Here is a 12479-nt window from a genome sequence, read left to right on the forward strand (position 1 = left end):
ATCGGCAGCGAATTATTTGGCTTTGGTCAAGATTGTAAAGCGCTTGATACAAAGCGGGGCGCCTTGCGCGCCCCGGTCCGTCAGGTGATGTTGGCCGTCGCCGGCTCGTCCAGCCCCATGGCATGCAGGCGCGAGTAATAACCGCCCATGGCCAACAGTTCGAGATGAGTACCACGTTCGACAATTTCGCCGTGGTCCATCACCAGAATCATGTCGGCTTTCTCGATAGTCGACAGACGATGCGCGATGACCAGGGTGGTACGGCCCTTCATGACCTTGTCCAGCGCTGCCTGGATATGCCGTTCCGATTCGGTATCCAGCGCCGAAGTCGCTTCATCCAGAATCAGCAGCGGCGCATTTTTCAGCAGTGCCCGGGCAATCGCCAGGCGTTGACGCTGGCCGCCGGAGAGCAGCACGCCGTTTTCACCCACTTCGGTATCCAGGCCTTTTGGCAACTCCGAGATAAAGTCCATGGCATAGGCGTCTTCGGCGGCTTTTTCGATGTCTGCCCGGGGCGCATCCGCCAGATCGCCGTAGGCGATGTTGTTGGCCACGGTATCGTTGAACAGCGTCACGTGCTGGGTGACCTGAGCCACGTGTCGACGCAGGTTGCGCAGGCTGTAGTGTTCGATTTCCAGCTCGTCCAGGAGGATTTTCCCGGTTTCGTGATGGTAGAAACGCGGGATCAGGCTGGCCAGGGTCGACTTGCCACTGCCCGAGCGCCCCACCAGGGCAATCATCTGGCCCGGCGCGGCGCTGAAGCTGATGTTCTTGAGCACTTCGCGCTCGGTACCTGGGTAAGTGAAACTCAGGTTACGCACGTCCAGGCGACCGCTGACGCGATCACGCTCTTCGGTGCCGCCGTCGACTTCAGGTTCTTCATCCAACTGCTCGAAGATGCTTTCGGCACCCGCCACGCCTTTCTGGATCGTCGAGCTGACTTCCGACAGCTGGCGGATTGGCTTGGGCAGCAGGCCCGCAGCGGTGATATACGCCACCAGGTCACCCGCCGTGGCATCGCCGCGCAACAGCAGCACCAGGAACATCAACGCGGCCATGGCGGTGTAGATCACCAATTGCAGCATCGGGGTGTAGACCGCGCCGGTCTTGTTCATGCGCAGTTGTTTATCGGTGTTGCCCTGGCTGGCGGCGGCAAAACGGCGCTGCTCATAGCTTTCGCCACCGAAGCTGCGCACCACGCGATAGCCCTGGATGGTTTCGGAGGCCACGTGGGTCACGTCGCCCATTGCCACCTGGATCTTCTTGCTCTGCTTACGGAATTTCTTGCTGGTACTGCCGACCATCAGCGCGATCAGCGGCAGGATCGCCAGCATCACCAGGGTCAGCTTCCAGTTCATCCACAGCAGGTAGCCGAACAGGAACACCACCGTCAGGCCTTCGCGGATCACGACCTTGATCGCATCCGTGGCGGCACCGGTGACCATGGTCACGTTGAAGGTGATGCGGGAAATCAGATGCCCGGAGTTATGGGTATCGAAATAGCGGTTGGGCAGCACCAGCAGTTTGTTGAACAGCTGAACCCGCAGGTCATGCACCAGCCCCAGGGAAACCTTGGCCAGATAGTAGTTGCCCAGGAAAGACCCCAGGCCCTGCCACGCGGCGATCAGGATGATCAGCAGCGGCACGGCCATCAGCAACTTCAGGTCCTTGAACAATGGAATCTTGGGCAGGAACACCACATCGGGATTGCTCAGGCCATCCACGAAATACTTGAGGATCCCGGCAAGCATGGGCTGGGTGGACGCAAAGATCACGAAGCCCACGATACTCAGCAGGAACATGCCGATGTACGGTTTCACATAGCCCAGCAGCCTGAAATAAATTTTCAGGCTGGATTCCTGGTCCGCTTTTGGCGGTGCGTCACTCATGTGTCGAGCTCACTGATGGGATAGGACGCGAACTTTATCACAAGCGTCGGGTTTGGCCCGAGCCCAGACCAAGACACTGCCCAGCGCGATCGGCAGCCACGAGATGAACCACTCGGCCCGCGGCGTCCCCGTGAGGCTGGCGGCATCGAACTGCATGGCCAGGAACGAGAACACCCACATGCCGATGATGCCCTTGCCGTAGAGCGTGTCGCGCGCCTTCCAGGCTTGCCACAACACGCCGAACCACAGCCCGCACCACAGCAGCAGGCCTGGCAGGCCCAGTTCGATGGTTACGTGGGTGAACAGATTGTGGGCATGGTCGAAATACTCACCATCCGTAAACACCTTGTAATCCCCGCCCAGGCCCAGGCCAGTCCATGGATGCTCGGCAATCATCTGCAGGGAGGCCATGAATATCTGTGGTCGATAGGAGACACCACGGGCCAGCATCAACGATTGCATGGCAAAGAACACCGCCAGCGCCGCCACGACTGCGCCGATGGCAATCACTGCGGTCCGACGGTCACGGCACCAGGCGGGCATGGCCACGACCGTCAGCAGCAGTGCCAGTGCGGCGCCACGGCTTTGGCTCAGCACCACGAACAGACCCAGCAGCGCAATGGACACGGCCCATGCCACTTGCATCCAGCGGCCACGGGGCAACCAGTGCAATAGCCAGACGGCCGCCACGCCAATCACGTAGGCGCCAAGAATCGGATGGCTCAATTGCCCCAAACCACTGAGACGCGCCTGCCAGTCGTTATGCTCAAGGCCATAGAATTTGATGATCGCCAACAGCGACGACAACGCGAGCCCGAAACCGCCCCATTGCATCACGCGGATGACCTGCTCGGTCCGACCACAGGCAAATACCGGGAAAAACAGCAGGAACACGCCGATATAGAGCAGGCGCTTGGCTTCGCGCGAAGGATCGTCGGTATTGGTCCACATCAGGCTGACGATGCCCCAGACAGCCAGCGCGGCAACCATCAGGCACATCCAGCGCTGCTGGCGCCAGACTTCCTTGAGACGCTCGCGCGCCGACCAGGCAAAGACCATGGCCGGCAACCAGAGAAACAGGGTCAACCCTTGTTGATAAATCTTGTTGGTCGGCGCGAAGGCAATCGCCAGCAAAAACCAAAGCAGCCCGAAACTCATCCATACCTGCGCCCAACGACTTGCTTGCATCACCCGCTCCTGAATATGTTCAACCCACCAAGCCGGCATGGTTAAAACCCAAAACTTTCGGCATTATTACCGATTACTGTGCCCCCGCGACTCCCACAAGGCTTTCCCACAATGCAATGTTCAAGGCTTGCCCAAGCCGATTTAACCGCGATGATTGAAGGCGCCAGAATCCTGGAGAAGGACAGCTACGGCCCGAAAGTCTACCTGCTGGCCGACGGGAACATCCTTAAACTGTTTCGTCGCAAACGGCTGTTTTCGTCCGCGCTGTTTCGCCCGTATTCCAAACGGTTCATCGACAACGTGGCCCAGTTGCAGCAGCGCGGCATTCCTACCTTGACCGTTCTTGCGTTCTTTCAACTGGCAGCGCCCGGCATGACCGCCGTGCTGTATCGCCCGTTGCCGGGGGAAACCCTGCGTCAGATTTCCAACAAGGAAGGCTTTGACTGGCAATCGAACCTCGATCCGCTGGTAGCCCTCATCCGCCGGTTGCATGGTGCAGGCATCTACTTCCGCTCACTGCACCTGGGCAACATTGTCGTGACGCCCGACAACGAAATGGGGCTGATCGATGTGGCCGACATGCGTTTCCTGCGTGCGCCCCTGAACGCGGAACTCGCACGGCGCAACTTGCAGCACTTCGCGCGCTATATTGCGCGCGAGAAGCTGAACGACCACTTTCCAATGCGCGCACTGGAGCAAGCACTGCTAGCGGCATGAAAACAGCCGTTGGGAAGTTTCACTGAAGTCTTTCCAGGCTTGCTCCGGCGCCAGCGCCCGCGACTGAGCCTCGAGCACTTCCCGCGCGGACGCGGCGAATGCCTGGGCCATCAGATGGCCCCAGGCCTGCACATCGCCTGAAGGCGCGTACCAGCCGGCATCCGCCAACTGCTCGCGGAACACCGCCAACTCACTGGTCAGCACCGGCACACCGGCCATCACCGCTTCCTGCAGGATCAACCCCAAACCCTCTTGGGTCGACGGAACGGCCACCCAGTCGAAGGCCCGGTACAGCGTCGCCGCATCCGACAGATGACCAGGCAGGGACACCTTGCCCTGCAAGCCGAGCTGCTCGATACGCGCCTCGAGCACAGCCCTCGCCTGTCCCTCACCGACGATCACCAGGTGCGCATCAGGCCAATCTGGCGACACGCTGGCGAACGCCTCCAGCAAACAACCAAAGCCCTTGCCATCGACCAGCCGCCCCACCGCCCCCAGCACCGGCGTTGCGTCCAACGGCAGTTCCAGACGCATCCGGGCCTGCTCCCGAGAAAGCGCGGCAGCACAGAAGGCGACAGGGTCGAAAGCACTGCGCAGCACCGCCACCGGCTGCTGCAGATAACATTCAAGCGAGTCAGCCAGGGTTTGCGACACCGCCGCCAGCGTCAGTTGCGCCGCCGGAAACTGTTCGAACAGCGCCCGGTCGGCCTGGCGCAAGCGCGTAGCACCATGAAATAAAACCACTGCCCGCACCTGCGGCAAGCGCTTGAGCATCGGCAACATCACCCGGGCAACACCCACGCCGTCCAGCAGCACAATCTTCACGCCGTCAGGCAGCGCCTTTTGGAAACGCGCGCGCAACCTCGGCAGCAGCAATTTCCACAGGTGCCGGCCTTTGAGCTGGGCCGAAGAGAGTTTCCACTCGAGCGCCGCCTCGCCGGCCTCTGCACTACCCTGAAGCAGCCAGGTATCGACCGACGCACGGTCGACGACGTGGGACAGTATCTGCTGATGAACCTTCTGCACTGAAGCGTAAGCAGAACCACCGGCCCACATGATGTTGAGGATACTCATCGTAAAAAGACCTTATGCGGCGTTGTGGTGGCTTGTCATTCATAACTAACGGATCAACCAGCCGATACCGACACCCAGTATCAGCATGGCTACCAACTTAATCCGCTCCCGACGCTTGCGCCGAGCCTTGTTCAAGCGTTCTTCCGCTGTCGCCACATGCAAACCGAAGCCGGTATGCAGGACCGCATCGCCTTCCAGGGTCACGGCGCTCAGGTTCAACTGCGCGTATCGCTTGGAAAGCCCTTTCTCACCCTCGAATCCTGCATAGGGTGCACATAACCGGTATTCCTTCATCCGCCGCAAGCCCGGGTTCAGCGAGAACCCCTGCCACTCGGGCTTGTCGGACAGCAACATATAGCAAGGCACCCCGCCGATCACTTCGCGCGGCCCCAAATGAATATAGGGGCTGTGCACCTGCAAGTCGTACACGTAGTTGCGCAACCAGACTTGAAGAATGTCGGGACGCAACTCCAGTACCACCTTGGAATCCTCGACAAAACCGGGTCGATAAAACGCCCAGTCATCTTCGCAGTGGAATATATAGGGGGTCTTGACCGACTCGTAAGCCAGGTCAATGGATGCCAGTTGCCCAAGCTTCGGGCGGTTGATCAAGAATGAGCAATGATTGCGCCAATGCTCAGGAATCGCCAGGCGTACAGCTTCGTCGCCGGAGTCTTCGGTAATGAAGACTTCGCGTATCTCAGCCGTATTGAACAGATCGAAGGTCTCAAGCGTACGTTTCAACAAATCGAAGCGACCACAACTGGTCACTACGAGCGTTATGTCGCTTTGATCGGAGAATTGCATGCCTGCCTCGACAATATCATGTAGCCACTATTTTGGGCCAAGTTGGCCACCATCAAACACCCAGCGTCAAACGTAACCGCTCCAGCACACTCAAGGGCGCCCGTGGCCGCAAGGGAGGCTGGAGCGCGTCGACGATGCGCTGGCCGATACGCGCAAAGCTGAACTGGCTGACGACCAGGTCTTGCCCGTTACGAGCGATGTCTGCCGCCAACTGCGGATCGGCGCGCAACACTGCCAGTTTTTCCCGCAACTGCGGGATGTCTTTGTAGAACACCACATTGACCATGTCCTTGAAGCCCAGGGCCTGGTTTTCGGCGTCGCCTTGATCGAACGCCAGCAACACGCAGCCGCAAGCCATGGCCTCGAAGTTCTTGATCATATACTCGCCCATGCCCACATCGGCACTGACGAAAAAACGGATGCGGTTGAGGGTCGCGCAGTATTCCTCACCGGATTTGGTACGTGTCACTACCAAAGGCTCAACCTGCGCCAGCTCATCGAGCAAAGCCTTGCGGCCACTGTAGGCCACGCTGTTGGTGCTGCCGACGAACGCCAGCTCGATGTCTCGCTCGCGCCGCTCTTCAGGTGGCGGGGCCTGCAACAGCGCCTGGTCGTAGCCCTTGGGCACGAACACCGCGTCGAAGCCTTCCGCGCGCAGACGCTCGGTGACCATATGGCCGGAGCTGATGACCCGCGCCCATGGCAAGCGGCGATAGTGCGCACTGAACTTGCCGGTGTACTTGCAGGGAATGTAGTTCTGGTAGGCGTCGTGCTCGAGGATCACCAGGTTGGGGATCGTACGAATGAACCCGACCTGGCGGATTTCCTGCTTGAAGCGCAGGAAGAAGACAATGCGGTCATAGCGGGTCACGTCGACTTCACGACGGAAGTAGGCGCGCAGGTTGCGCTGCTCGTCACTGCTCAACCAGCGGGTATCGCACTCGCAGTGCGCGGCCACGCCGTCGTACAGGCGATCCAGAATGGCGCGCTGTTCTTTCTGCACCAGAAACAAAACTTTCATGACTTTCCCTTTCACAAATGCCAGAACAACTCATGCCGTCGTACGGCCTTGCGGAAAAACTCGTTCTCACCGTAGGGCGACGGCGCACGCCCCGCCAATACCCGCTGCAGCCAACGCCGCACCCGGCGCTTGAACGGCGGCGCAGGCTGCAGGTCATGCATCATGCCCAGCGCCATGGCCTTGTCGCGCTGCTGGGCCAACGACAGCGGCAGGCTGCAAGGTCGCAGCTCCAGGGTGTCGTCGAACAGCGGCGGCAAGGCAATCCCGGCACCCGCGTCCCCCATGGGCCAGCGATCGTTATCGTGCAGGTGGTTGGCATAGCCCAATACGGTGGTGGGTTGCCACGCAAGCCCTTGCAGGGCCTCGATCACCGCTTGCTGTGCGCAGATATGGTCCGGGTGCGGGTCGAGCAGCGGGTGGGGCAGCACGATCACCTCGGGACGTGCGCTCAGCAGCAACTGGCGCAGGTCGGCCAGCAGGTTGTTCCAGGTCGGCTGGCCGTCAAGGTCCGCCGGCAACGGGAAGGGGTTGAGTTGGCGAAACAAGCGGATGTCCGACAGGTCCGCCTCGCGCGAAGCGATCGGCTGATCAGGCGCTGCGCGCATCGCCGGCAATTGCAGGCAGAAATAGCCCAACTGCACGCAATGCGCCTGTGGCACACCGGCCCAACGCGGCACGGCGATGCTGTCCCAGGCGCGCAGGCGGCCTTTGATCCGCGCGGCTTCGACCGGGTCCAGGCCCATGTGCTGATAGTGCTCGGCTTCGATTTCGCCCGCGGTGAGGGTCACGATCCACGGGTTCTCGGCCTGGCTGTAAAGACCGAAGGCAGCCAACTCGGCATCGTCGGCATGGGGCGCGATGACCATCACCCGTTGCTTTGAATAATCGGGCGTGGTCCAGGCCCACAATCCTGGCGCGCCCTGCAGGCTGCAAAAACGCCCGCGCAAGCGCAGCTCACCGGCCATCAGGGCCGGGGCCAGGCCGCTGAGGTTGAGGTAACGCAGGCCATTCACGCCGCGCTCGAATGTCTGCCGGTCGCGGCGGTCACCGTCGACAATCTCAACGGCCGGGTCCAGGAAGCGCCCCAGCCAGCCGCTCTTGACCTTGATGGCCAGCACCAGGGTCGCCTCGGCTTCCAGGGGCGAATCGACCCGCAGGCGCCCGCCCTCCAGGCGGACATCGGTCCGCTGTGCATCCGCCGAGAACCGGTATTGATAATCCTCGCCGGGCGCATAGAACAGGTGGTCGGCAAACCAGGCTTCATGGGCCACCCAGGCCAGCACGCCGAGCACGAACGGCAGCCACCAGGCGACACAGACACCGATCACCACCAGCAGCACCAGGCCGATCAACACACCGATGCGCTTGTTGCGCCGATGGCGCTTGAGCAGTTGCTGTTTGCGACTCATACGGTCAGCACCGGCACGGGGTTGCACCAACGGTCCTTGTACTCCCGGTCGGCGCGCCCGAAGGAAAACCGCAGCGGCTTGCCGACTTCACGCGCCTGCTCCCAGGCGCTCTGGGTATTGAGGAAACTCAGCACGCTGCCGGGGCTGAATGCGCGGGTTTCGGGATCGACGCCGCCGTTGACGTACTCCACGCTGATCCACTCCGGCGATTCGACCCGGTACACCAGCTGCACCGCAATCGGCGCGTCGTGGAGGAAAATCACCGAGCCGATCAGCCAGTCGCGCAACAGCCCGATCACTTCGGCCATGCGCTCGGCGCCGGTGGCGACAAAGCCCCAGCGGCGCAGGAACAAATCGCAGTAGATCGCTGCCAGTTCCTCATTGGAAAACTCGCTCACCGGGCGCACCACGCCGCCGGCCTCTTCCAGCAGGCGCAGTTCGCGGCGCTGGTTGTAGCGAAATTTCTTCGACAGTTCTTCCGGGGTGCGGGCCATGGCCAGTTGCTCGGCCTGGGGCTTGAGGCCGCTGAAACGGCCTTCGTTCAGGGTCGACAGGTAGCGAGCACGGTGCCGCAAAGGCGCATGGGCGTCAGGTGCGGCGGGCAGGATCAACTCGGCATTGCCCAGGTCGAACAGGCCCTTCTTGCCCCGTCGCTTGAGCACATCTTTGGATAGCGCCAGGTCCCGCCCCCAGGTGGCGATGCATGCCTTGAGCGCGCCACCTTGCTCCCAGGCCAGGTAACGCACCGGGATGTCGGCCAGCCCGGACAGACGCTCGATCACCTGGGGATGGGTGGCGACACTGCCGCCGAACCGTTGCCAGGCCTCGTTGTAGACAGGCGCGTCGACGACGGACCAGCCCCGCTCGCGCCAGCCTTGGAATCGATTGAGCATCAAGCCCCCGCGGTCAGTTCAATTACGTGCGGCAATTGCCAGAAAGTATCGCGTACCGCCTGATCCGAGAACCGCGTGCGCAGGCGCTCCAGCATCATCTCGGCACACTGCCGTCGCTGGTTGTGATCCATCGCCGCCAGGTGCTGCAGCCCTTGGGCCAGGCGCTCGGCATCACCGAACGGAAACAGGATGCCGACACCTTCGACCACTTCCTTCGCCCCACCGCAGGCCGTGGCCAGCAACGGCACGCCAGCCGCCATGGCTTCCAGCAGCACCATGCCGAACGGCTCGTGATCGGAGCTCAGGGCAAACACGTCAAAGGCGCGGAAATACCGACGCGCTTCCGGCACTTGGCCGAGGAACAGCACCTTGTCGGCGATGTTCAACTCCCGCGCCAGGTGTTTGAGGTCTTGCTCCAGGCGCCCGCTGCCGAGGATCGCCAGGCGGCTGTCGGCCGGCAGATGCGGCAGTGCCAGGGCAAAACCCTTGAGCAGCGTGGCCTGGTCCTTGTCCGGGTGCAGGCGGCCGACGTTGCCGACCACCCATTCGTCCGGCGACAACCCCAGGGCATCGCGCGCCTCGTGCACAGGCGCTTGATTGGCCTGCAAGGCGTCGACGTCGATGCGGTTATACAAGGTCTGGATACGTGCCGCCGGCCACGCCGGCAGGCAGCGGCGCATGTCGTCACGCACTGCGTCGGACACCCCCAGCAGGCTCAGGCGCTTGCGGAAAATCCCGGCAAACAGCCTGCGACTGCGGCGTTGGTAGTCACCGAAGGCATGATGCACGCCAATCACCGGCAGCCGCGTGCCGAGCAAGGCGATGTAGATCGGCTTGAAACGGTGGGCAATGCAGAAACTGAAATTGCGCGACGCGGCGATCTTGCGCAGTTCACGGATGGCCCCCAGCTTCAGGCCACGGATGGCCTTGGAGCTGAATTCCATGAACAACACTTCATCGGATGCGCAACCGGCGGCCACTTCGGGGTCGGCGACCCCGGTGAGAAACACCGTGGTCACCTTGTAGCCGGAGCCCGCGAACAGACTGGCGTACTGCCGCGCGCAATCCAGGAACGGCCCGTCATAGCCGTGGCAGAACTGCAGGACGTGGCGGTCAGCCGAGCGTGTCATAAGGGTCCACGCCGTCTTTGACGACCAGGATGTCTTCCATGATCAGGTATTGCAGGTCGGAGCCGTAGAACATGTTCAGCGCGTCGGTCGGCGAGCAGATCATCGCTTCGCCACGGCGGTTGAGCGAGGTGTTCAGGGATACGCCGTTACCGGTCAGCACTTCGAGTTCTTTCATCATGTCGTAGTAGCGCGGGTTGTATTCGCGCTTGAGTACCTGGGCGCGGGAGGTGCCATCTTCATGGACCACTTCCGGCACGCGGGTCTTCCACTCTTCCGACACTTCAAAGGTGAAGGTCATGAACGGCGCGGGATGGTCGACCTTGATCATCTGCGGGGCCACGGTGTCGAGCATCGACGGGCAGAAAGGCCTCCAGCGCTCGCGGAACTTGATCTGGTGGTTGATGCGATCCGCCACGCCGGTGGCGCTCGGGCAACCGATGATCGAACGACCGCCCAGGGCGCGCGGACCAAACTCCATGCGACCCTGGAACCAGGCCACCGGGTTGCCGTCGACCATGATCCTGGCGATGCGCTGGGGCGTGTTTTCGATCTTGCGCCAGTTCGGCTTGCTCGCGTGCTTGGCGCAGGCGGCGATCACGTCTTCGTTGCTGTAGGACGGGCCGAGGTAGACGTGTTCCATCTTCTCGACCGGTACACCACGGGCGTGGGACACATAAGCGGCCGCGCCGACGGCGGTGCCGGCATCGCCGGACGCCGGCTGCACGAACAGCTCCTTGACGTCGTCGCGGGCAATGATCTTCTGGTTCAGCTTGACGTTCAGCGCACAGCCGCCGGCGAAGGCCAGCTTGCCGGTTTCCTTGAGGATGTCGCCCAGGTAGTAGTCGATCATCTGCAGGGACAGTTTCTCGAACAGTGCCTGCATGCTGGCCGCGTAGTGGATGTAGGGCTCGTCGGCGATGTCGCCTTCGCGCTTGGGACCCAGCCACTCGATCAGCTTGGGCGAGAAGTAGAACCCCTTGCCCTTCTCTTTATAGCGACGCAGGCCAATGACGTTGGCGTAGTCGGTGTTGATCACCAGCTCGCCGTTTTCAAAGGAGGCCAGGCGCGAGAAATCGTACTTGCTGGCATCGCCATACGGCGCCATGCCCATGACCTTGAACTCGCCGTCGAGCATCTCGAAACCGAGGAACTCGGTGACCGCGCCGTACAGGCCGCCGAGGGAGTCCGGGTCGTAGAATTCCTTGATCTTGTGGATCTTGCCGTTTTCGCCGTAGCCGAAGAAGGTGGTGGCGTACTCGCCTTTACCGTCGATCCCCAGGATCGCGGTTTTCTCCTTGAAGCCGGAGCAGTGATAGGCGCTGGAGGCGTGGGCCAGGTGGTGTTCGACCGGTTCGATCTTGATTTTCTTCGGATCGAAGCCCAGTTGTTCCAGGCACCAGACGATCTTGTTGCGGTAGCGCTTGTAGCGACGGTTGCCCATCAGGATCGCGTCGAGCGCGCGGTCCGGGGCGTACCAGTAACGCTTGGCGTAGTGCCAGCGCGCCTCGCCGAACAGGCTGATCGGGGCGAAGGGAATCGCCACCACGTCAACATCGGAAGGTTTGATGCCAGCCTGTTCCAGGCAGAACTTCGCCGATTCGTAGGGCATGCGGTGCTTTGCATGTTTGTCGCGTACGAAGCGCTCTTCTTCGGCGGCCGCGATCAGCTTGCCGTCGATATACAGGGCTGCGGAAGGATCATGGCTAAGGGCGCCGGACAGGCCAAGAATCGTCAATGCCACAGGGGTCTAGCCTCTTTTAGTCTGCATACAGGCGGGTCACGCCTGAAAAAAGTGTGTTTCCCGCCTGGGCAGGAAACAGCTAAAGGGCGGGATTATAGCTTAAAAGCAGGACAAGACGGTTAGTGGCAAGCGGCGAGTGGATCGACCGGGCTTAACGATAGATGTCGATATTGCCGTGTTCGACTTGCCGGTACAGGGTGTAGGGCAGAACGACCGTGTCCAGCCCCCCCGACAACGCGATATCGGCCAACACCAACGAGATCACCCGGCCCGTGGGGTCCGGCGCGGCGTGCAGCAGGCAGAAATCAAACGCGGCGCCGCTGTAGGCTCGCGGAATGGATTTACAGTAGGTTTTTTGCTGGCGCAGTTCACGGGTCGCTGCGACATCTTCACGCAGCACCGTGTTGAGTGTGCCGCAGCCGCTGATGAGCAGCGAAACCATCAGCAGTGCCGCAGCGTTTTCTATGTTCATGGCGAGCCTCCAAAGATCGTTCGCCACGCTAGCACCCGACCTGCATGGGGTTCAGCCCAGCCTCTGCGCTACAACATGTAGGAGGTGTCTGAAATGCTAAAAATCCGCCAAGCCACTAAACTCCCACTCTTTTGCGCG

Annotated in this window: 11 protein-coding genes; 1 reads left to right on the top strand and 10 read right to left on the bottom strand. The window is 61.4% G+C overall.

The annotated features are described in order from the left end of the window. Positions 1-80 precede the first annotated feature (80 nt). Positions 81-1889 (bottom strand): lipid A export permease/ATP-binding protein MsbA, encoded by a 1809-nt coding sequence (msbA, locus tag BLR63_RS20125; RefSeq protein WP_010563286.1) that lies wholly within the window; start codon positions 1887-1889, stop codon positions 81-83. Between the two features lie 9 nt (positions 1890-1898). Continuing rightward, positions 1899-3077 carry an O-antigen ligase family protein gene (locus BLR63_RS20130; protein ID WP_010563285.1) on the bottom strand — a complete coding sequence of 393 codons (1179 nt, stop codon included), beginning with the start codon at positions 3075-3077 and terminating at the stop codon, positions 1899-1901. A 150-nt stretch (positions 3078-3227) separates the two neighbouring features. Between BLR63_RS20130 and BLR63_RS20135 the strand changes: the two genes are divergently transcribed. Continuing rightward, positions 3228-3794, top strand: a complete 567-nt coding sequence (locus BLR63_RS20135) for a BUD32 family EKC/KEOPS complex subunit (protein ID WP_010563284.1) — start codon at positions 3228-3230, stop codon at positions 3792-3794. On the opposite strand, the gene BLR63_RS20140 is transcribed toward BLR63_RS20135, so the two are convergent. From BLR63_RS20140 to BLR63_RS20175, 8 genes are all read right to left on the bottom strand, one after another. Beyond that, entirely contained in the window at positions 3783-4868 is a 1086-nt protein-coding gene (locus BLR63_RS20140; protein WP_010563283.1) for a glycosyltransferase, read from the bottom strand. The genes BLR63_RS20135 and BLR63_RS20140 overlap by 12 nt on opposite strands. A gap of 45 nt (positions 4869-4913) precedes the next feature. Then, positions 4914-5675 (bottom strand): hypothetical protein, encoded by a 762-nt coding sequence (locus BLR63_RS20145; protein ID WP_010563282.1) that lies wholly within the window; start codon positions 5673-5675, stop codon positions 4914-4916. A 52-nt stretch (positions 5676-5727) separates the two neighbouring features. Further along, entirely contained in the window at positions 5728-6696 is a 969-nt protein-coding gene (locus BLR63_RS20150; RefSeq protein WP_010563281.1) for a glycosyltransferase family protein, read from the bottom strand. An 11-nt stretch (positions 6697-6707) separates the two neighbouring features. Beyond that, the gene (locus BLR63_RS20155) at positions 6708-8105 is read right to left on the bottom strand and encodes a PIG-L deacetylase family protein (RefSeq protein ID WP_010563280.1); all 1398 of its coding nucleotides are present in this window, start codon (positions 8103-8105) and stop codon (positions 6708-6710) included. Continuing rightward, positions 8102-8998: an antimicrobial resistance protein Mig-14 gene (locus BLR63_RS20160; protein WP_010563279.1), complete on the bottom strand. Its 897-nt coding sequence runs from the start codon at positions 8996-8998 to the stop codon at positions 8102-8104. Before BLR63_RS20160 ends, BLR63_RS20155 begins: the two co-directional genes overlap by 4 nt. Next, entirely contained in the window at positions 8998-10128 is a 1131-nt protein-coding gene (locus BLR63_RS20165) for a glycosyltransferase (protein ID WP_010563278.1), read from the bottom strand. The genes BLR63_RS20160 and BLR63_RS20165 overlap by 1 nt, the downstream gene beginning before the upstream one ends. Further along, a complete protein-coding gene (locus tag BLR63_RS20170) occupies positions 10112-11869 on the bottom strand; it encodes a carbamoyltransferase family protein (RefSeq protein ID WP_010563277.1) in 1758 nt (585 codons plus the stop codon). Before BLR63_RS20170 ends, BLR63_RS20165 begins: the two co-directional genes overlap by 17 nt. A 151-nt stretch (positions 11870-12020) precedes the next feature. Continuing rightward, on the bottom strand, positions 12021-12341 hold the full coding sequence (locus tag BLR63_RS20175; protein WP_010563276.1) for a YceK/YidQ family lipoprotein: 321 nt from the start codon (positions 12339-12341) through the stop codon (positions 12021-12023). Positions 12342-12479 lie beyond the last annotated feature (138 nt).

The organism is Pseudomonas extremaustralis, from assembly GCF_900102035.1.
Lineage (GTDB): Bacteria > Pseudomonadota > Gammaproteobacteria > Pseudomonadales > Pseudomonadaceae > Aquipseudomonas > Aquipseudomonas extremaustralis.

Bases quoted from the DNA above. Each gene is read 5' to 3' on its own strand.
- msbA (WP_010563286.1), bottom strand. From the start codon at position 1,889: ATGAGTGACGCACCGCCAAAAGCGGACCAGGAATCCAGCCTGAAAATT.
- BLR63_RS20130 (WP_010563285.1), bottom strand. From the start codon at position 3,077: ATGCAAGCAAGTCGTTGGGCGCAGGTATGGATGAGTTTCGGGCTGCTT.
- BLR63_RS20135 (WP_010563284.1), top strand. From the start codon at position 3,228: ATGATTGAAGGCGCCAGAATCCTGGAGAAGGACAGCTACGGCCCGAAA.
- BLR63_RS20140 (WP_010563283.1), bottom strand. From the start codon at position 4,868: ATGAGTATCCTCAACATCATGTGGGCCGGTGGTTCTGCTTACGCTTCA.
- BLR63_RS20145 (WP_010563282.1), bottom strand. From the start codon at position 5,675: ATGCAATTCTCCGATCAAAGCGACATAACGCTCGTAGTGACCAGTTGT.
- BLR63_RS20150 (WP_010563281.1), bottom strand. From the start codon at position 6,696: ATGAAAGTTTTGTTTCTGGTGCAGAAAGAACAGCGCGCCATTCTGGAT.
- BLR63_RS20155 (WP_010563280.1), bottom strand. From the start codon at position 8,105: ATGAGTCGCAAACAGCAACTGCTCAAGCGCCATCGGCGCAACAAGCGC.
- BLR63_RS20160 (WP_010563279.1), bottom strand. From the start codon at position 8,998: ATGCTCAATCGATTCCAAGGCTGGCGCGAGCGGGGCTGGTCCGTCGTC.
- BLR63_RS20165 (WP_010563278.1), bottom strand. From the start codon at position 10,128: ATGACACGCTCGGCTGACCGCCACGTCCTGCAGTTCTGCCACGGCTAT.
- BLR63_RS20175 (WP_010563276.1), bottom strand. From the start codon at position 12,341: ATGAACATAGAAAACGCTGCGGCACTGCTGATGGTTTCGCTGCTCATC.